Origin of the sequence: Salmonella sp. A29-2 (assembly GCF_020150755.1) — a bacterium.
In the GTDB taxonomy this organism is placed as follows: Bacteria; Pseudomonadota; Gammaproteobacteria; order Enterobacterales; family Enterobacteriaceae; genus Salmonella; species Salmonella enterica.
The window spans coordinates 3,113,986-3,134,155 of record NZ_CP083731.1; the positions used below are offsets into that span (position 1 = coordinate 3,113,986).

The window sequence follows — 20,170 nt, forward strand, 5'->3', positions numbered from 1 at the left end:
TGCACTTCACCACAGGATAGAAACTAAACTTAGCCGCGACGGGCTTTTACCGCTGCCGACAACTGACGAAGCAGCGCATCGGTATCTTCCCAGCCAATACAGGCGTCAGTAATGCTTTTACCGTAGGTCAGCGGCTGACCGCTTTCCAGACTCTGGTTTCCTTCTACCAGATGACTCTCTACCATCACGCCAATAATCGCTTTTTCACCGCCCGCTATCTGCTGGCAGACATCGGCGCAAACCTCCATCTGCTTTTGAAATTGCTTACAGGAGTTGGCATGGCTGAAATCGATCATGACCTGCGGCATCAGTCCCGCTTTGATGAGGCCTTCTTTCACCTCAGCAACATGTTGCGCGCTATAGTTTGGCGCTTTACCGCCGCGCAGAATGATATGGCAGTCGCCGTTGCCGCTGGTATTCACAATCGCCGAATGACCCCATTTAGTGACGGAGAGGAAGCAATGCGGCGCGCCGGCGGCGTTGATGGCGTCAATGGCGACTTTAATCGTGCCATCAGTACCATTTTTAAAACCGACCGGACAAGAGAGGCCAGACGCCAGTTCGCGATGAACCTGGGATTCAGTAGTCCGCGCGCCAATGGCGCCCCAGCTCATCAGATCGGCCAGATATTGCGGCGTGATCATATCGAGGAATTCGCCGGCGGCAGGCAGGCCGCTGTCGTTAATATCCAGCAGCAGTTTGCGCGCAATACGCAGACCGTCGTTAATCTGGAAGCTGTTATCCATATGCGGATCGTTAATCAGCCCTTTCCAGCCGACGGTGGTACGCGGTTTCTCAAAATAGACACGCATGACAATTTCAAGCTCGCCTTGAAGCTCATCACGTAGCGCCAGCAAACGGGCGGCATACTCTTTCGCCGCTGCCGGATCATGAATTGAACAAGGACCGATCACCACCAGCAGACGATCGTCATTGCCTTTGAGAATTTTATGGATAGCTTTGCGCGCGTGAGCAACGGTATTTGCTGCATTTTCCGTGGCGGGAAACTTTTCCAGCAGCGCGACCGGAGGTAATAACTCGTTGATTTCTTTAATGCGTAAATCGTCGTTCTGATAATTCATGTTTATTCCAGTGTTGCCGTACTTATCCCAATGAATGCAATCCCTCCAATCTATCTCTTCAATTAAATAGTGTAAACGGGCTTTTACACTTTGAACGGAATAATCCTGGAATTCAGGAAAAAAACGCACAAATGTAGCGAAAAATGGGATCTAACCTACACTTTTTAACTGTAACCACTCTGTTTATGAATTATTGCAAGATTCTCTGCTGCGTTAACCCGCGGCGGCGAACGCTTTTTATCCCTTATTTGAGGATTTGACTGACACGTGCACTGTTGGAAGAGGTTATCCGACATATCCACCATAACAGGAGCATCTTATGAAAATGACAAAACTGACTACGCTTTTACTCACCGCTACCCTCGGCCTTGCCAGCGGCGCAGCGTTAGCTGCTGAATCTAACGCGCAATCCAGTAATGGCCAGGCGAACTCGGCGGCAAATGCCGGTCAGGTTGCCCCGGACGCCCGCCAGAATGTAGCGCCGAATGATGTGAATAACAACGACATCAATACCAACGGCAATACTAACAGCACGATGCAGCATCCAGACGGTTCAACCATGAATCATGACGGAATGACCAAGGATGAAGAGCATAAAAATACCATGTGTAAAGACGGTCGCTGCCCGGATATTAATAAAAAAGTGGAAACCGGTAATGGCGTCAATAATGACGTGAATACCAAAACCGACGGTACCACACAGTAATGCAGAAAAAAGTCTGATAACGGGAGAGCTTTCGCTCTCCTTTTTATTTTGTCAGCGAAAAATCAGTATGATGTCTACAGTATTGATGAGAATAACAAAGGAATGACGTTATGGCGCACTCACACTCTCATGCCGATTCACACCTGCCGAAAGATAATAATGCTCGTCGCCTGCTTTTCGCCTTTATCGTCACTGCCGGATTTATGCTCCTTGAGGTGGTGGGCGGGATACTCTCCGGCTCTCTGGCGTTGCTGGCGGATGCGGGACATATGCTCACCGACGCGGCGGCCCTTCTCTTTGCGCTGCTGGCGGTTCAATTTTCCCGTCGTCCCCCGACTGTTCGCCACACTTTTGGCTGGCTAAGACTCACCACACTGGCGGCTTTTGTGAATGCCATTGCGTTGGTGGTCATTACCCTTCTCATTGTCTGGGAAGCGATAGAGCGCTTTTACACGCCACGTCCGGTGGCGGGCAATCTGATGATGGTGATTGCGGTTGCGGGTCTGCTGGCGAACCTGTTTGCGTTCTGGATACTCCATCGGGGAAGCGATGAAAAAAACCTGAACGTGCGCGCTGCCGCGCTACATGTGATGGGCGATTTGCTGGGTTCCGTCGGCGCAATAGTCGCCGCGTTGATCATTATCTGGACAGGCTGGACGCCAGCGGACCCGATTCTCTCTATTCTGGTTTCGGTACTGGTGCTACGCAGCGCCTGGCGTTTGTTAAAAGATAGCGTCAACGAATTGCTGGAAGGCGCGCCGGTTTCGCTGGATATTAATGCCTTACAGCGCCATTTAAGCCGGGAAATCCCCGAAGTCCGCAACGTACACCATGTGCATGTCTGGATGGTCGGCGAAAAACCGATCATGACATTGCACGCTCAGGTCATTCCGCCACACGACCATGATGCGCTGCTGGAACGTATCCAGGATTTTCTGATGCACGAATACCATATTGCGCACGCTACGATTCAGATGGAGTATCAAGTGTGTCACGGCCCGGACTGTCATCTGAATCAGACGTCATCCGGGCATGTTCATCACCATTAACGGGAAAGCGCGCGCGATCCTCGCTCCCGCGCGCTGTTTATCCACAGGCGGCTACCGTTCACGGCGATAAATGTCAGGATCAGATATTCCAGCGACATCGCATAGACGCCCTGCAAAGCAAAAATCACCACACTGATCACGTTGATTACCACCCACAGGAGCCAGTTTTCGACATATTTACGTGTCATCAGAATCATCGCCGCGATAGACAGCACCATCATGCAAGAGTCCCAGAACGGGAAAGCGTCCGGTTGCAGTACGGGCATTGTCACCTGTAACCCCAGCATCTGCATAATGGCGACGGCCACGCGCGTCAGGACGGCGAATACGGGATCGATATATCGCGTCATCAAACCGATAGCTATCACACATATCGCCAGCCATGCCATTGCTTTTGGCAACGGCAGCCAGCGGATTTTAAGCTCGGCTTGATTATCCTTTGTTTGCCGCGACCACGCATACCAGCCATAAATATTGGCGGCAAAGAAAAAGAGTTGCAGCAACAGGCTGGCATAAAGCTGGATCTGAAAGAAAATAATCGCAAACAGAGTGACGTTAACCAGTCCAAAAAAGTAGTTGCTGATCTTCTCCAGACTGGCAAGCCAAATACAGAGCAGGCCGGCGATGGTTCCTACCGCTTCGATCCACGAGAGATCGTACCCGCCAGCGCCAATCGGAATATGAATCAGTATGTTGTGCGTACTAAAAAAATCCATTCTCTCCCCCAAAGATTTCCGTCTTTACGCCCGAAGTGTAGTCGCAAAATCCAGCATCCGGTTGAGGGGCAGTAATGCGCCCTCGCGTAGCGCCGCATCAACCTGTATTTCATGCGCCGCGCCTCCCTGCCCCAGCCCTTCAGCAATAGCTTTCAGGCCATTCATCGCCATCCACGGACAGTGCGCGCAGCTACGGCAGGTCGCCCCCTCGCCAGCCGTGGGCGCTTCAAGCAGCTCTTTTTCAGGCACCGCCTGCTGCATTTTGTAGAAGATGCCGCGATCGGTCGCCACGATAAGCTGTCTGTGCGGCAGCGTTTTTGCCGCCTTAATAAGCTGACTGGTGGAGCCCACCGCATCGGCCATTTCGACAATGGACTGCGGCGATTCAGGGTGAACCAGAATAGCGGCATCGGGATAGATTTTTTTTAAACGGGTCAACGCCTGGGTTTTAAACTCGTCATGCACGATACACGCCCCTTGCCAACACAGTACATCGGCCCCGGTCTGTTTTTGCACGTAATTCCCCAGGTGTCTGTCCGGCGCCCAGATAATTTTTTCCCCCAAACTATCCAGATGCTCAATCAGTTCTACGGCGATACTGGAGGTCACAACCCAGTCCGCACGCGCTTTAACAGCAGCCGAGGTGTTAGCATAGACCACTACGGTTCTGTCAGGATGCGCATCACAAAAAGCGCTAAATTCGTCTATTGGGCAGCCTAAATCCAGCGAACATTCCGCCGCCAGGGTAGGCATAAGAATGGTTTTTTCCGGGCTGAGGATTTTGGCGGTTTCCCCCATAAACCGTACGCCCGCTACCAGTAGCGTGGATGCGGCGTGCTTCGCGCCGAAACGGGCCATTTCCAGTGAGTCGGAAATACAGCCGCCGGTTTCTTCTGCCAACTGTTGAATTTCCGGATCGGTGTAGTAGTGCGCCACCATGACGGCATTGCGCTCTTTGAGCAAGCGCTTGATTTTCTCACGATAAAATTGCTTTTCATCGTCGTTCAACGGCGTTGGTTTCGGCGGGAACGGGTAGATTGCGGCTTGTGGGTCAAACATTACGCTCATCGTGGCTTCTCGTTTTACTGACTTAACGAAACAACCGAATGAAAGCGTAATAAACGCCACAATCGGTTAATTTGTTTTATATGCTAAACAAGATAGCTGATTCAATAAGGAAAGTCACAATAATTACGTAGCCCCGTATCTGATGGCGGCGTAACGTCTTATCAGGCCTACATGAGCGGTGCCGTCTGTAGGCCTGATAAGCGCAGCGCATCAGGCAAGACCCGAACCTGCGACAGGTTCGAATCATCCATATTGCAGATAGCAAAAAGGCGCCGCCAGCGCCCTCTTTTACATTGGTGGGTCGTGCAGGATGACTCGCTTCGCTCGCCCTTCGGGCCGTCGCCGTAAACGGCTCCGTTGTCTCACTGCATGAGACCCGAACCTGCGGCAGGTTCGAATCTTCCATATCGCAGATAGCAAAAAAGCGCCTTTAGGGCGCTTTTTTACATTGGTGGGTCGTGCAGGATGACTCGGCTTCGCCTCGCCCTTCGGGCCGTTGCTGACGCAACGTTATCCTTCACGCTCAACATCTGAGTTTGATGTTAAATTGGTGGGTCGTGCAGGATGACTCGCTTCGCTCGCCCTTCGGGCCGTCGCCGTAAACGGCTCCGTTGTCTCACTGCGTTCGACCCGAACCTGCGGCAGGTTCGAATCTTCCATATCGCAGATAGCAAAAAAGCGCCTTTAGGGCGCTTTTTTACATTGGTGGGTCGTGCAGGATTCGAACCTGCGACCAATTGATTAAAAGTCAACTGCTCTACCAACTGAGCTAACGACCCCTTGGATAAGGGTTACAGCTTCAATCATTCAGGATGGTGGGTCGTGCAGGATGACTCGGCTTCGCCTCGCCCTACAGGTTGCTGACGCAACGTTATCCTTCACGTTCTCTACCAGTTACCACCTTGTATATTGGTGGGTCGTGCAGGATTCGAACCTGCGACCAATTGATTAAAAGTCAACTGCTCTACCAACTGAGCTAACGACCCATACGGGTGCTGCCTGAAAGATTTTACTCGGACCATCTAAAGATGGTGGGTCGTGCAGGATGACTCGGCTTCGCCTTGCCCTACAGGCCGTTGCTGACGCAACGTTATCCTTCACGTTCAACATCTGAGTTTGATGTTAAATTGGTGGGTCGTGCAGGATTCGAACCTGCGACCAATTGATTAAAAGTCAACTGCTCTACCAACTGAGCTAACGACCCGAGTGGTGGGTGATGACGGGATCGAACCGCCGACCCCCTCCTTGTAAGGGAGGTGCTCTCCCAGCTGAGCTAATCACCCGATACTACGCTGGATATTACTGACTAACCGAAGTTAGCGGTGGGTCGTGCAGGATGACTCGGCTTCGCCTCGCCCTACGGGCCGTTGCTGACGCAACGTTATCCTTCACGCTTTATTCTCGTTTCCACCGAACGATTGGTGGGTCGTGCAGGATTCGAACCTGCGACCAATTGATTAAAAGTCAACTGCTCTACCAACTGAGCTAACGACCCACTTTTGCGTTGCTTTCGAGTTGTTTAATATCCCGTGGCAACGGCGGCATATATTACTGATTTCAGATTTGAGCGCAACAAAAATTTCGACGCAGGGGGCTCAACTGCTTAGGAATCGCACGACGCGACCAGAAAAAAGGCGTTTTCTGGTCGCATGGTACGCATTACATCGCGTTAAGACGCTTCTGCGCCTGTTTCGCGCCATCAGTGCCAGGATATTTGTTAATCACCTGCTGATAAACCGCTTTCGCTTTTGCCGTATCACCTTTGTCCTGCATGATAACGCCAACTTTGTACATCGCGTCCGCAGCCTTCGGCGACTTAGGATAGTTTTTTACTACCGAGGCGAAATAATAGGCGGCATCATCTTTTTTACCCTTGTTGTAATTCAACTGGCCCAGCCAATAATTGGCGTTCGGCTGATAAGTAGAATCAGGGTATTTCTTGATGAAGTTCTGAAACGCCACAATCGCATCATCCTGGCGAGACTTATCCTGCACCAGCGCAATTGCCGCATTGTAATCGGTATTCGCATCGCCACTTTGTACCGGCGCCCCTGAGGTTGCCGTACCGGCATCCGGAGCGGGGGTCGCAGCGGTTGCCGCCCCGCTCTGGTCGCCAGCCGCTGGCTGCGCTGCGCCGCCATTATTTAAACTCCCCAGCTGCAGCATAATTTGCTTCTGGCGCTCCATCACCTGATTCAGTTGATACTGATTTTCCTGGATTTGGCCGCGCAAAGAATCGATATCAGACTGATTATCGGAGAGCTGCTGCTGAAGTTGGGTTAAAAGCTGGCTGTGAGCGTTAGAGATACGCTCAAGTTGAGTGACGCGGTCTTCGACCGAGCCTGAGCCGACACTACTGATTGGCGCCTGAGCAAAAGCGGCCCAGGGGGCCGCTATGCCAACCAGTAACGACAGACTCAACAGGTGATGTCTGAAGTTACTGCTCATGCAATTCTCTTAGTAAACCAGTACAGCGCGACGGTTCTTAGCGTAAGCCGCTTCGTCGTGGCCCAGTACGGCAGGTTTTTCTTTACCGTAAGAAACGATGGAGATCTGGTCAGCGGAAACGCCTTTACCCTGCAGATACATCTTAACAGCGTTCGCACGACGCTCACCCAGGGAGATGTTGTACTCCGGAGTACCACGTTCGTCCGCGTGACCTTCTACGGTGACTTTGTAAGACGGGTTGCTACGCAGGAAGTTAGCGTGCGCATCCAGCATTGCCGCGAAGTCAGAACGGATATCGTACTTGTCGAGATCGAAGTAAACGATGTTGTTCTGCTGCAGCTGCTGCATCTGCAGACGCGCTTGCTCTTCAGACGACATATTACCGCTACCGTTCGAATCCATACCCGTGCCGGCGCCGTTCAGCATACCGCCTTCGCTACCGTCATTGCTGGCGTTCTTGTTGGAAGAACATGCCGCGATTGCCATAACAGGCAGGGCAATCATCAGGCCCTTCAGCACTTTGTTCAGTTGCATTTCTTTAATTCCTTTAGTAATCAATTAATTATTATCACAGATACGGCGACCAGGCAGGCGATTTCACCTGACCATCAGTTGCCGGAAGACGCGCTTTGAAACGCCCATCTGTAGAAACCAAATTCAGCACAGATCCCATCCCCTGAGAAGAGCTGTAGATTACCATCGTGCCGTTAGGTGCCAGACTTGGCGTTTCATCCAGGAACGTTGACGACAGAACCTGTACGCCCCCCGTCACCAGATCTTGTTTGGCAATGTGCTGCTGCCCGTTATTTGAGCTTACCATTACCATAAATTTACCGTCGCTGCTGACATCCGCATCCTGGTTTTGCGAACCTTCCCAGGTAATACGTTGCGCCGCACCGCCGTTAATGTTCATTTTATACACTTGCGGACGTCCAGCCTGGTCAGAGGTAAAGGCCAGAGTCTGGCTGTCCGGGAACCAGGTCGGCTCCGTATTGTTGCTACGCCCGTCCGTTATCTGACGAATCTGGCCGGAGGCGAGATCCATAACGTACAGGTTCAGACTTCCGGTTTTCGATAACGCGAACGCCAGTTTCGTCCCATCCGGCGAGAAGGCCGGCGCGCCGTTGTGACGCGGGAAGGACGCAACCTGACGCACTGCGCCGTTTGCCAGCGTCTGGATAACCAGCGCGGAGCGACCGCTTTCAAATGTCACGTAAGCCAGTTTTGAGCCGTCCGGAGACCACGCCGGAGACATCAACGGCTGCGGAGAACGGTGCACCACGAACTGATTGTAGCCATCGTAATCCGACACACGCAGTTCATACGGGAACTGACCGCCGTTAGTCTGTACCACATAGGCGATACGAGTACGGAACGCGCCCTTAATGCCCGTCAGTTTTTCAAAGACTTCGTCACTGGCGGTGTGGCCTGCATAACGCAGCCACTGCTTGTTCACTTTATAAGAGTTTTGCGCCAGTACAGTCCCCGGCGCGCCGCCAGTGTCAACCAGCTGATAAGCAACATTGTAGGAACCGTCCGGATTCGGCGTTACCTGCCCAACGACGACGGCATCAATACCCAGCGCAGACCATGCGGTAGGCTGAACTTCCTGAGCGGTGGCTGGCTGCTGCGGCAGTCGGGACCGGTCTAACGGATTAAATTTACCGCTATTGCGTAAATCTGCCGCCACGATGCCGCCGATATCTTCAGGCGCAGCGCCCGGCCCGGCCCATTTAAAAGGCACAACGCCAATCGGTCGCGCCGAGTCCACCCCCTGGGTGATCTCGATACGGACTTCTGCGTGCAGCACTGCCGCCCACAGCATCAGAAAACCAAATGCTACTCGTAATGCCTGCTTCATCATATCTCCCATACCTGGGCCTGCGACCCACGATAATTTAGCAGAATGTTAACAAACTCAAATACACAAAACCACCAGGACCAGTAACAACTCAACCGCTCCAACTTCCATAAAGAAAAGTATCTACAGTTTAAAGTCTAGTTTGGCATCCTTTATTTTCTCATAAACAGCCTGGCTTGGCGGTTTAGGAATTTTCGCGGTTTTTGCCGCCATTAACGCCGCCTGACAAAGCGCCGGATCGCCGCCCTCAGACGTAATGCTTTTTAATGAGCCATCCGGCGCCAGGCTAATATGCAAGACACATTGTTTGCCCTGATACAGGCTCGCATCATACAGACGGCTCTGAATGGCGACCTGAATCTGTTTCGCGTAGGCGCTGATATCAGCGCCTGTCGCCCCACCGTTAGCGCCCGATGTACCGCTATCTTTCGATGGCTGGCCATTCCCTTTCGCGCCGCCGCCGGTTTTCGGCGCATTCTTACCCGAGCTGAGATCGCCAAGCAGATCGTCGACGCCTTCTGCGGCGGCCGCTTTTTCGGCAGCCGCTTTCTTCTTAGCGTCCGCCGCTGCTTTCGCCGCCGCGGCATCCGCTTTCTTCTTCGCCTCCGCCGCCGCTTTCGCCGCCTCGGCATCCGCTTTCTTCTTCGCCTCCGCCGCTGCTTTCGCCGCTTCGGCTTCCGCTTTCTTCTTCGCCTCCGCCGTTGCTTTCGCCGCTTCGGCCTCTGCTTTCTTCTTCGCCTCCGCCGCTGCTTTCGCCGCTTCGGCTTCCGCTTTCTTCTTCGCGTCCGCTGCCGCTTTTACCGCCTCGGCCTCTGCTTTCTTCTTCGCGTCCGCCGCCGCTTTCGCCGCTTCGGCCTCCGCTTTTTTCTTCGCGTCCGCCGCCGCTTTCGCCGCTTCTTCGGCCTGTTGCTGCTGCTGTTGCGCCAGTTTTGCCGCTTCTTCAGCCTGCTTTTGCTGCTCCTGAGCCGCTAAACGTTCTTTCTCAAGTTGTTTCAACCGCTCCTGTTCGGCAGCCTGCTTCTGCTGCAGCTCCTCTGCTTGCTGCTGTTGCAGCTTTTTACGCTCTTCTTCCGCGCGTCTGGCGCTGGCCTGTTGATCCTGCTGACGGTTGTACTGTTGCACAACGGCGCCAGGATCGACCATCACCGCGTCGATAGCGGAACCGCCGCCGCCGCCGGCAGAAGCCTCTATATGCTCATCAAACGAACTCCAGATCAGCACTGCAAATAAGATGATATGCAGCACGGCTGAAATAATTATCGCCCGTTTGAGCTTGTCGTTTTGTTCGGTTGCCTTTGACACTCTCGGTTCCCAAAAAACTGTTCGCCTGTTACTCGCCGTCTTTCAAGCCAACGGGACGCAGACTTCAGATTGGCTGCGTCATTAAGCCAACCGATTTTACGCCCGCGCTGTGTAACAAGTTCAGCGCTTTAATTATTTCATCGTACGGCACCTCTTTCGCGCCGCCGATTAAAAAGACTGTTTTCGGATTAGCCTGCAGATGACGCTTTACTTCTGCGATCACCTGTTCAGACGGCAGTTGATCCATTCGATCTTTATCAACCACTACGCTGTATTGCCCTACTCCGGAAACCTCAATAATGACCGGTGGATCGTCGTTACTACTGACCGCCTGCGACTGATTCGCCTCCGGCAAGTCGACTTCCACGCTCTGGGTAATGATCGGCGCGGTTGCCATAAAGATCAGCAGCAGCACCAACAGTACGTCGAGCAGCGGTACAATATTGATTTCGGACTTAAGTTCGCGACGACCTCGTCCACGCGTTCTGGCCATGGCTTACCCCTTGTTGCTTTCGCTTACGGTAAACGCCTGGCGGTGCAGAATCGCGGTGAACTCTTCCATAAAGTTGTCGTAATTCAGTTCCAGCTTGTTCACGCGCTGATTCAGTCGGTTGTAAGCCATAACCGCAGGGATGGCGGCAAACAGACCAATCGCCGTGGCAATCAATGCTTCGGCAATACCCGGCGCAACCATTTGCAGAGTCGCCTGTTTCACCGCGCCCAGGGCGATAAACGCATGCATAATCCCCCAGACGGTGCCAAACAGACCGATATAAGGACTGATAGAGCCTACCGTGCCAAGAAACGGGATATGCGTTTCCAGCGTTTCCAGCTCTCGGTTCATGGAGATGCGCATCGCACGCGACGCCCCCTCTACCACTGCCTCCGGCGCATGGCTGTTGGCGCGATGGAGCCGGACAAACTCTTTGAACCCGCTATAAAAGATTTGTTCCGAGCCCGACAGACTATCGCGTCTCCCCTGGCTTTCCTGGTACAGACGCGATAGTTCGATTCCGGACCAGAATTTATCTTCAAACGCTTCCGCCTCACGCGCAGCGGCGTTCAGGATACGCGTTCGCTGGATAATGATGGCCCAGGATGCTATTGAAAAACCAATCAAAATCAACATGATAAGTTTAACCAGAAGGCTTGCCTTCAGGAACAAATCAAGGATATTCATGTCAGTCACTGCTTAAACTCCGCGACAATAGACTTAGGAAGCGCACGAGGCTTCATTTTGAGTGGATCAACGCAAACAATCAGAACCTCTGCTTCATTTAGCAGCGTGTTCTCTGCGTTGACAATGCGTTGCGTGAAAACCAAAGCGGTGCCACGCATTGACGTAATTTCTGTTTGAACTTCAAGCATATCGTCGAGCCGCGCAGGCGCATAGTATTCCAGCGTCATCTTGCGCACCACAAAGGCGACCCGCTCCGCCAGCAGCACCTGTTGGCTGAAGTGATGGTGACGCAGCATCTCCGTGCGCGCTCTTTCATAAAAAGCGACATAGCTGGCGTGATAAACCACACCGCCGGCGTCCGTGTCTTCGTAATAAACTCGAATTGGCCATCGAAACATATACTTATTCATCCCTGCAGCCTCTTTGTTGGCGTCATCCGCTTGCCGCCGTAATGCCTCAAGAATGCCGTTGTATATCGCCTTGTATTCACTTTACATCCCGGTAATGCAACAAAAGTAGAGCTTTTAAACGTTGCTACTATACGCGTGGGAATGAGGCTTGGGAATGGGGGGAAGTTAAGGGAGAGTAAAAATATATGGGCTTATGCAAGCCCCTATATTTTTAAGGAGGTTTCTTATTCACAAGAAGAAGAAAATCAGGCCGACGATAAGGACGATATCCGCAAGGAGCGGACAAAAAATCCCTTGCCAGTGTACGGATTCAGGGCGAAAACCCACGCCGTGGATTATGCCTGCGCAAACCGCCCACATCAGCAATAATCCGTGCCAGATTTCAAGCGTGCTGGTCCTGGCGGCAAACCGTGACGGGTCCCAGAACATACATCCTGCCAGCACTATCGCCATCACGAAGGAAAGCGCCCTTAACGGGCGCTTGTCCATTACCGCATACAGTTTTGCGATAATATGGGTCATTAGCTTTCTTCTTGACCGGTTTTACCCGCTTCAACGTGCTCAAGCGCCAGGGCGGTAATGATCCCGAATGCACAGGCAAGAAGCGTTCCCAGAATCCATGCGAAATACCACATTTTAAGCTCCTTACTTAGTACAGAGAGTGGGTGTTGCTTTCAATATGTTCTTTAGTGATACGACCGAACATTTTCCAGTAACACCAGCTGGTGTAGATCAGAATGATCGGTACGAACACCGCCGCAACCCAGGTCATCAGGTTCAGCGTCATCTGGCTGGATGTCGCATCCCACATGGTCAGGCTGGCATTCATCATCGTGCTGGACGGCATCACAAATGGGAACATAGCGATACCCGCCGTCAGAATAATGCAGGCCAGGGTCAGCGAAGAGAACAGGAATGCCCACGCGCCTTTCTCCATACGGGAAGTCAGGATAGTCAGCAGCGGCAGAACCACGCCCAGAGCCGGAACCAACCACAGGATCGGAGCATTATTAAAGTTCACCAGCCAGGCGCCAGCTTCACGCGCCACTTCTTTAGTCAGCGGGTTAGAGGCGGCATGATGGTCAATCGCGGATGTCACGACATAACCATCAATACCATACATTACCCAAACGCCCGCCAGCGCAAAGCACACTAATGTCACCAGCGCCGCAATCTGCGAGGTGGCGCGCGCGCGCAGGTGCAGTTCGCCAACGGTGCGCATTTGCAGGTAAGTCGCCCCCTGCGTGATGATCATCCCTACGCTTACGATACCCGCCAGCAGACCAAACGGGTTCAGCAACTGGAAGAAGTTACCGGTGTAGTACAGACGCAGATACTCATCTACATGGAACGGTACGCCCTGCAACAGGTTGCCAAAGGCCACGCCAATCACCAGCGGCGGCACAAAGCTACCGATGAACACGCCCCAGTCCCACATGTTGCGCCAGCGCGGGTCTTCAATCTTGGAACGGTAATCAAAACCGACCGGACGGAAGAACAAAGACGCCAGCACCAGGATCATCGCTACATAGAAACCGGAGAACGCCGCGGCGTAAACCATCGGCCAGGCAGCAAACAACGCACCGCCCGCGGTGATCAACCACACCTGGTTACCGTCCCAGTGCGGGGCGATAGAGTTAATCATAATTCGACGTTCGGTGTCGTTACGACCGAGGAAACGGGTGAGCATCCCCACCCCCATGTCGAACCCATCGGTGACAGCGAAACCAATTAGCAAAATGCCAACCAGCAGCCACCAGATAAAACGTAGTACTTCATAATCGATCATTTGACGACTCCTGTCTTAGCGTGCCGGCTGAGAAGTCACGGTGGACTGCTCAAAGTGATAGCGACCGGTTTTCAGGCTGCTTGGGCCAAGGCGTGCAAATTTGAACATCAGGAACAATTCTGCCACCAGGAACAGGGTATACAGGCCGCAAATCAGGAACATGGAGAACAGCAGATCGCCCACGGTCAGCGATGAGTTCGCCACGGCTGTCGGCAACACTTCGCCGATCGCCCACGGCTGACGACCATACTCGGCGACGAACCAACCTGCTTCAACCGCAATCCACGGCAGTGGAATACCGTACAGCGCCGCGCGCAACAGCCATTTTTTCTCACCGATGCGGTTACGAATCACGCTCCAGAAGGAAAGTGCGATGATCGCCAGCAGCAGGAAGCCGCACGCCACCATGATACGGAAAGCGAAGTACAGCGGCGCAACGCGAGGAATGGAATCTTTCGTCGCTTGCTGGATCTGCGCTTCGGTCGCGTCAGTCACATTAGGCGTATAGCGTTTCAGCAGCAGGCCGTAACCGAGATCTTTCTTCATGCTGTTAAACTGGTCGCGAACGGCCTGGTCGGTAGAACCGGCGCGCAGCTGCTCCAGCAGTTCATAGGCTTTCATCCCGTTACGGATACGCTCTTCATGCTGAACCATGAGATCTTTCAGGCCAATAACCGGCGTGTCCACGGAACGCGTAGCGATAATGCCGAGCGCATAAGGGATCTGAATCGCCAGATGGTTTTCCTGTTTGTCCTGGTCAGGAATGCCGAACAGGGTAAAGGAGGCCGGAGCAGGTTGCGTTTCCCATTCAGCTTCAATCGCAGCGAGCTTGGTTTTCTGCACATCGCCCATTTCGTAACCGGATTCGTCACCGAGTACGATAACGGACAGTACGGCAGCCATACCGAAGCTGGCAGCAATAGCAAAGGAGCGTTTAGCAAAGGCGAAGTCACGACCTTTCAGCATGTAGTAAGCGCTGATACCGAGGATGAACATCGCGCCGGTGACATAGCCGGACGCCACAGTGTGAACAAATTTCACCTGTGCTACCGGGTTCAGCACCAGTTCAGAGAAGCTCACCATTTCCATACGCATGGTTTCGAAATTGAAATCCGCAGCGATTGGGTTTTGCATCCAGCCGTTCGCTACCAGAATCCACAACGCGGAGAGGTTGGACCCCAGAGCCACCAGCCAGGTGACGCACATATGCTGAACTTTACTCAGACGATCCCAGCCGAAGAAGAACAGACCTACAAAGGTGGATTCGAGGAAGAAGGCCATCAAACCTTCGATGGCCAGCGGCGCACCGAAGATATCCCCAACATAGTGGGAGTAGTACGACCAGTTTGTCCCGAACTGGAACTCCATGGTCAAACCGGTAGCCACACCCAGAGCAAAGTTGATACCAAACAACTTGCCCCAGAACTTGGTCATATCTTTATAAATCTGTTTGCCGGAAAGGACGTATACCGTTTCCATAATGGCCAGCAGGAACGCCATACCGAGCGTTAGCGGCACAAACAGGAAGTGGTACATCGCGGTCAAGGCAAACTGTAAGCGCGACAGTTCGACTATATCTAACATCATGACTCCTTGCTCATCGCATGAAGACTCCGAGAGTGAACCCCGTTAGAAAGGGTCACACGCATGCCCCAATACAAATTTATTTGCGGCCTTCCATCGTACTATCCCCTCGGGAAGGAAACAGTAATGATGAAAAGTTACAAACATGTTAATAAAAAACCCAAATTGATCCCGCAAATATATTACGCCGTAAAACCCTTACAATAAACAGGTTTTTAGTGGGTCAGATTTGCTTTTTTCGACAGCGATCAATTTATGGCTAATCTATCGCTTTTCAGGGAATTTGATCACGGACAATTTAACCAGTTTTGATGCTCTTTTCCAACATTTAAATATTGATTAAAATCAATTTTTGAAGTTAATGTTAATAATGTTTATTCATTGAATGCATGGTGAATTTTTTGTTAACTTTTTGTTTTTGCAAAGAGTAATTTCAAACCCCCTGTAAAAAGAGGCTTATTCGATAAGGCTAAACATTTTGTGCGTTTTTTACTGCCCCGCATCCAGTAAAAAACATTCCACATTGATGTTCAATTATTGCTAAATAGCTCACAGATTTTTTCTGCAGATTATCAACACTTATTATTTTATACATTTAGTCTATTTTTATTTTACTTATAATTAACACCGCAAAGAAACTATCTCATTGCACACGCGCCATCATCCCACCGGGATTACCCTGCCCCAACTTCCCTTTCCCGACGACTAACGGCCAGGATCATCTTGCCAGGTTATCGCCTTAATTATCGCTAATAAGCTTTCCAGATAGCCAGAAACAAACATTTTATTCGCTACTTTTTCTTTATTTCAATAACACCGTATTTGCCTCTCTATAATTATTATAGTGAAGATTCTGTTATCACCTTCACAGATTTACCCTCAATATCTACGTCACTCATAGTGATAATTCTGTTTATTCGCAGCCATAAATACCCTTTAAACATGATTAATCACGAACGAATAGTGTCAATAAGTTCTTAATAATTTTTAAAGTTAACCTCTTTTAACCAGCAAAAGTTCATATGATTTATTAAACGATATCTTTAATACTTCAGGGAAGTGATGCTGGTACTCTTATGATTAAAATAGCTGTTTTATTCTGCCATTAAACAAGCAGTCTGTGTAAGCGCGATACATCTGAGGAGACATGTAGTTCGCGCTCAGGCAAACATGCGCGGCCACAGAGTCAAGCGTCAATTTACTATAGAGGTTAGCGTCAACATAGTGTAATGCTGCAATGCGTTTTTTTCATGGCGGAAAGCGCATAATCCGTCTCCAGTGAGGTCGGCAGGTCTTTCACTAAGACAGCATCTGTATTTGCTGCAAAAGAGTTAACCAGCAAACTGAGTAAATTTACTGCCGCTGCCAGACGGTTATTATCAATTATTTTTAGACTCCACCATGTTTTTTTACTGAGGCATCATTTTCCTATAGCTCAATATTTACAAAGCCAATAATTTTATATCCCGGATGCTTCACCCGTACTTTGCCACAAACAATAAAGCCATAAAAAAGGCCACCGTAAAGGTGGCCAACCATGTCGAAAACGGACATTTATCTGTTCCCGCAGGAACAGCGAGTTTTATTTTATAATTGCTTTCAGCGCTTCGCCGATATCGGCCAGGCTGCGAACGGTTTTCACGCCCGCGGCTTCCAGCGCGGCGAATTTTTCATCCGCAGTGCCTTTACCACCGGCAATGATGGCGCCAGCGTGGCCCATACGCTTGCCTTTCGGCGCGGTAACGCCCGCGATATAGCCAACAACCGGCTTGGTCACGTGTTCTTTAATATAAGCAGCCGCTTCTTCTTCTGCGCTACCGCCGATCTCGCCGATCATCACGATCGCTTCAGTCTGCGGATCTTCCTGGAACAGTTTCAGGATGTCGATGAAGTTAGAGCCCGGGATCGGGTCGCCGCCGATACCCACGCAGGTGGACTGGCCGAAACCGTAGTCGGTGGTCTGCTTAACCGCTTCATAGGTCAGCGTGCCGGAACGGGAAACGATACCCACTTTACCCGGCTTATGAATGTGACCCGGCATGATGCCGATTTTGCATTCGCCCGGGGTGATCACACCTGGGCAGTTCGGGCCGATCATGCGTACGCCCGCTTCGTCCAGCTTCACTTTCACGGTCAGCATATCCAGCGTCGGAATACCTTCGGTGATGGTGATAATCAGTTTGATGCCTGCGTCGATCGCTTCCAGAATGGAGTCTTTGCAGAACGGCGCCGGGACGTAGATAACGGATGCGGTCGCACCGGTAGCTTCTACCGCTTCGCGCACGGTGTTGAACACCGGCAGACCCAGATGCGTGGTGCCGCCTTTGCCCGGCGTTACGCCGCCGACCATTTGCGTACCGTAAGCAATCGCCTGTTCGGAGTGGAAAGTCCCCTGGCTACCGGTGAAGCCCTGGCAGATAACCTTGGTATCTTTATTAATTAAAACGGACATTATTTCCCCTCCACCGCGGCAACAACCTGCTGAGCTGCATCCGTCAGACTTTTCGCTGCAATAATATTCAGGCCACTGTCAGCCAGTTTCTTCGCGCCGAGTTCGGCGTTGTTGCCTTCCAGACGCACCACCACCGGAACGTTAACGCCCACTTCTTCCACCGCGCCGATGATACCGTCGGCAATCAGGTCACAACGGACGATACCGCCGAAGATGTTAACCAGAACCGCTTTCACGTTGTCATCCGAGAGGATAATTTTAAACGCTTCGGTGACGCGCTCTTTGGTTGCGCCGCCGCCTACGTCAAGGAAGTTAGCCGGTTCGCCGCCATGCAGCTTAACGATGTCCATGGTGCCCATCGCCAGGCCCGCGCCGTTCACCATGCAACCGATGTTGCCGTCCAGCGCGACGTAGTTCAGTTCCCACTGTGCCGCCTGCGCTTCACGCGGGTCTTCCTGAGACTGGTCGCGCATTTCGCGCAGATCCGGCTGGCGGAACAGCGCGTTGCCGTCAGCGCCCAGCTTGCCGTCGAGGCAAATCAGATCGCCCTGCTTAGTGATCACCAGCGGGTTGATTTCGATCAGCGCCAGGTCGCGCTCAAGGAAAATGGTTGCCAGGCCCATAAAGATTTTGGTGAACTGCTGCACCAGTTTACCTTCCAGACCCAATTTGAACGCCAGTTCCCGTCCCTGATACGGCATCGGGCCGGTCAGCGGATCGAGCGCGACTTTATGGATCAGATGCGGGGTTTCCTCCGCAACTTTTTCGATCTCTACGCCACCTTCGGTAGACGCCATAAAGACCACGCGACGAGAACTACGGTCAACCACCGCGCCGAGGTACAGTTCTTTGCCGATGTCGGTCGCCGCTTCAACCAGAATCTGGTTTACCGGTTGGCCATTAGCGTCTGTTTGATAGGTCACCAGACGTTTGCCCAGCCAGTTTTCCGCGAAGGCGCGAATCTCTTCTTTGCTTTTTACTACCTTCACACCGCCCGCTTTGCCGCGGCCGCCAGCGTGAACCTGACATTTCACTACCCACGGGCCGGCACCGATTTTAGACGCGGCTTCTTCGGCTTCACGCGGAGTAGTACAGGCATAACCCACCGGCGCCGGTAAGCCATAGCGGGCAAAAAGTTGTTTTGCCTGATATTCATGTAAGTTCATGTGTTCTGTCCATCCTTCAGGTAATCGTTATCTTTAGACCTGTAGGCCTGAAAGCTGCGCGCCATCAGGCATTACACCATCGCCGGATGGCGGCGTGAACGCCTTATCCGGCCTACAGGTAGCAGGTGATGCTCTTGCTGACTACACGTCCAACAGCAGACGGGTCGGATCTTCCAGCAACTCTTTGATGGTGACCAGGAAGCCCACGGATTCGCGACCATCGATCAGGCGATGATCGTAAGAGAGCGCCAGGTACATCATCGGCAGGATTTCCACCTTGCCATCCACCGCCATCGGCCTGTCTTTAATAGCATGCATTCCCAGAATCGCGCTCTGCGGCGGGTTGATGATCGGGGTAGACATCAGCGAACCGAATACGCCGCCGTTGGTAATGGTAAAGTTACCACCGGTCAGATCTTCTACGGTCAGCTTGCCGTCGCGGCCTTTGACAGCCAGTTCTTTAATTTTTTTCTCGATGTCAGCCATGCCCAGCGTATCCACGTCACGTAATACCGGCGTGACCAGGCCGCGCGGCGTAGACACCGCCATGCTCACATCAAAGTAGTTGTGATACACCACGTCATCGCCGTCGATAGAGGCGTTCACTTCCGGATAACGCTTCAGCGCTTCCACTACCGCTTTCACGTAGAAGGACATAAAGCCCAGGCGGATACCATGACGTTTTTCAAACACTTCGCCATACTGCTTACGCAAATCCATAATCGGCTTCATGTTGACTTCATTGAAGGTCGTCAGCATGGCGGTGGAATTTTTCGCTTCCAGCAGACGCTCGGCCACGCGCTTACGCAGGCGGGTCATTGGCACGCGTTTTTCGCCGCGCGCGCCCAGAGCGGGTTGTGCTGCAGGTTCAACAGCGGGTGCTTTAGACTCGCCTTTCGCCAGATGTTTTTCCACATCTTCACGGGTCAGACGCCCACCCACACCAGTGCCTTTAATGGCGCTGGCTTCCAGATTGTGTTCAGCCAGCAGGCGACGGATCGCCGGGCTGAGCGCATCGTTGTTTTGTTCTTCCAGCGACGCCTGCTGGCGCTGTGCCGGCGTAGACGCTTTCTCTTCAGATTTCGCGCTGGTCTCTTTACCCGCGCTGTTGCCTTCACGCAGGCGACCCAGGATCTGGCGAGAGGTGACAGTCGTCCCCTCCTCTTCCAGAACCGCATCCAGAATGCCGTCCGCTGATGCCGGTACTTCCAGTACCACTTTGTCAGTTTCGATTTCTACCAGCACTTCGTCACGAACAACCGCATCGCCCGGTTTTTTATGCCAGGTGGCGACGGTCGCGTCCGCTACGGACTCAGGCAGGTCGGGAACAAGAATATCTACGCTACTCATTATTTAT

19 protein-coding genes, 5 tRNA genes and 2 other RNA genes are annotated in these 20,170 nt (G+C 52.3%); 2 read left to right on the forward strand and 24 right to left on the reverse strand.

Translation table 11 applies throughout. The features are described 5' to 3' along the window. Nucleotides 1-29: 29 nt before the first annotated feature. Nucleotides 30-1,082 (reverse strand): 3-deoxy-7-phosphoheptulonate synthase AroG, encoded by a 1,053-nt coding sequence (aroG, locus tag K8W53_RS15230; protein WP_023195909.1) that lies wholly within the window; start codon nt 1,080-1,082, stop codon nt 30-32. A 319-nt stretch (nt 1,083-1,401) separates the two neighbouring features. On the opposite strand from aroG, the gene K8W53_RS15235 reads away from it, so the two are divergent. Beyond that, nucleotides 1,402-1,788: a YbgS-like family protein gene (locus tag K8W53_RS15235; protein WP_000784380.1), complete on the forward strand. Its 387-nt coding sequence runs from the start codon at nt 1,402-1,404 to the stop codon at nt 1,786-1,788. A gap of 110 nt (nt 1,789-1,898) precedes the next feature. Beyond that, on the forward strand, nt 1,899-2,837 hold the full coding sequence (gene zitB / locus K8W53_RS15240) for a CDF family zinc transporter ZitB (protein WP_023224468.1): 939 nt from the start codon (nt 1,899-1,901) through the stop codon (nt 2,835-2,837). On the opposite strand, the gene pnuC is transcribed toward zitB, so the two are convergent. From pnuC to odhB, 23 genes are all read right to left on the reverse strand, one after another. Further along, nucleotides 2,834-3,553, reverse strand: a complete 720-nt coding sequence (gene pnuC / locus K8W53_RS15245) for a nicotinamide riboside transporter PnuC (RefSeq protein ID WP_000345367.1) — start codon at nt 3,551-3,553, stop codon at nt 2,834-2,836. The two genes, zitB and pnuC, sit on opposite strands and share 4 nt — an antisense overlap. Before the next feature lie 24 nt (nt 3,554-3,577). Continuing rightward, a complete protein-coding gene (gene nadA, locus K8W53_RS15250) occupies nt 3,578-4,621 on the reverse strand; it encodes a quinolinate synthase NadA (protein WP_017442253.1) in 1,044 nt (347 codons plus the stop codon). A gap of 294 nt (nt 4,622-4,915) precedes the next feature. After that, nucleotides 4,916-5,041: non-coding RNA, RtT sRNA (locus tag K8W53_RS15255), on the reverse strand. Nucleotides 5,042-5,169: 128 nt separating this feature from the next. After that, a non-coding RNA gene (locus K8W53_RS15260) (RtT sRNA) lies at nt 5,170-5,295 on the reverse strand. Nucleotides 5,296-5,324: 29 nt separating this feature from the next. After that, nucleotides 5,325-5,400: transfer RNA gene (locus tag K8W53_RS15265), tRNA-Lys, on the reverse strand. 131 nt (nt 5,401-5,531) lie between these two features. Next, nucleotides 5,532-5,607 (reverse strand) — tRNA-Lys (locus tag K8W53_RS15270). A gap of 142 nt (nt 5,608-5,749) precedes the next feature. After that, nucleotides 5,750-5,825, reverse strand: a tRNA-Lys gene (locus tag K8W53_RS15275). Nucleotides 5,826-5,828: 3 nt separating this feature from the next. Further along, nucleotides 5,829-5,904: transfer RNA gene (locus K8W53_RS15280), tRNA-Val, on the reverse strand. A 136-nt stretch (nt 5,905-6,040) separates the two neighbouring features. Next, nucleotides 6,041-6,116, reverse strand: a tRNA-Lys gene (locus K8W53_RS15285). Between the two features lie 164 nt (nt 6,117-6,280). Next, entirely contained in the window at nt 6,281-7,069 is a 789-nt protein-coding gene (gene cpoB / locus K8W53_RS15290; RefSeq protein ID WP_000097547.1) for a cell division protein CpoB, read from the reverse strand. 9 nt (nt 7,070-7,078) lie between these two features. Continuing rightward, nucleotides 7,079-7,603 (reverse strand): peptidoglycan-associated lipoprotein Pal, encoded by a 525-nt coding sequence (gene pal, locus K8W53_RS15295; RefSeq protein WP_001176623.1) that lies wholly within the window; start codon nt 7,601-7,603, stop codon nt 7,079-7,081. A 34-nt stretch (nt 7,604-7,637) separates the two neighbouring features. Continuing rightward, nucleotides 7,638-8,930, reverse strand: coding sequence for a Tol-Pal system beta propeller repeat protein TolB (tolB, locus tag K8W53_RS15300; protein ID WP_001562341.1), 1,293 nt, complete (start codon nt 8,928-8,930; stop codon nt 7,638-7,640). A gap of 123 nt (nt 8,931-9,053) precedes the next feature. Continuing rightward, complete coding sequence (tolA, locus tag K8W53_RS15305; protein ID WP_052938244.1) at nt 9,054-10,232, reverse strand: cell envelope integrity protein TolA; 1,179 nt, start codon at nt 10,230-10,232, stop codon at nt 9,054-9,056. A gap of 64 nt (nt 10,233-10,296) precedes the next feature. Beyond that, entirely contained in the window at nt 10,297-10,725 is a 429-nt protein-coding gene (gene tolR / locus K8W53_RS15310; RefSeq protein WP_000124676.1) for a colicin uptake protein TolR, read from the reverse strand. Nucleotides 10,726-10,728: 3 nt separating this feature from the next. Then, a complete protein-coding gene (gene tolQ, locus K8W53_RS15315; protein ID WP_000131318.1) occupies nt 10,729-11,421 on the reverse strand; it encodes a Tol-Pal system protein TolQ in 693 nt (230 codons plus the stop codon). Beyond that, a complete protein-coding gene (gene ybgC, locus K8W53_RS15320) occupies nt 11,418-11,822 on the reverse strand; it encodes a tol-pal system-associated acyl-CoA thioesterase (protein WP_001046240.1) in 405 nt (134 codons plus the stop codon). Before ybgC ends, tolQ begins: the two co-directional genes overlap by 4 nt. 228 nt (nt 11,823-12,050) lie before the next feature. Then, complete coding sequence (ybgE, locus tag K8W53_RS15325; protein ID WP_000148790.1) at nt 12,051-12,344, reverse strand: cyd operon protein YbgE; 294 nt, start codon at nt 12,342-12,344, stop codon at nt 12,051-12,053. Next, a complete protein-coding gene (gene cydX, locus K8W53_RS15330) occupies nt 12,344-12,457 on the reverse strand; it encodes a cytochrome bd-I oxidase subunit CydX (RefSeq protein WP_000270278.1) in 114 nt (37 codons plus the stop codon). The genes ybgE and cydX overlap by 1 nt, the downstream gene beginning before the upstream one ends. A gap of 14 nt (nt 12,458-12,471) precedes the next feature. After that, nucleotides 12,472-13,611 (reverse strand): cytochrome d ubiquinol oxidase subunit II, encoded by a 1,140-nt coding sequence (cydB, locus tag K8W53_RS15335; protein ID WP_000568258.1) that lies wholly within the window; start codon nt 13,609-13,611, stop codon nt 12,472-12,474. 15 nt (nt 13,612-13,626) lie between these two features. Next, nucleotides 13,627-15,195: a cytochrome ubiquinol oxidase subunit I gene (cydA, locus tag K8W53_RS15340; protein ID WP_000884369.1), complete on the reverse strand. Its 1,569-nt coding sequence runs from the start codon at nt 15,193-15,195 to the stop codon at nt 13,627-13,629. Nucleotides 15,196-16,777: 1,582 nt separating this feature from the next. Next, entirely contained in the window at nt 16,778-17,647 is an 870-nt protein-coding gene (gene sucD / locus K8W53_RS15345) for a succinate--CoA ligase subunit alpha (protein WP_000114633.1), read from the reverse strand. Next, nucleotides 17,647-18,813 carry an ADP-forming succinate--CoA ligase subunit beta gene (gene sucC, locus K8W53_RS15350; protein WP_001048590.1) on the reverse strand — a complete coding sequence of 389 codons (1,167 nt, stop codon included), beginning with the start codon at nt 18,811-18,813 and terminating at the stop codon, nt 17,647-17,649. Before sucC ends, sucD begins: the two co-directional genes overlap by 1 nt. 141 nt (nt 18,814-18,954) lie before the next feature. Continuing rightward, nucleotides 18,955-20,163, reverse strand: a complete 1,209-nt coding sequence (gene odhB / locus K8W53_RS15355) for a 2-oxoglutarate dehydrogenase complex dihydrolipoyllysine-residue succinyltransferase (RefSeq protein WP_000099858.1) — start codon at nt 20,161-20,163, stop codon at nt 18,955-18,957. Nucleotides 20,164-20,170 lie beyond the last annotated feature (7 nt).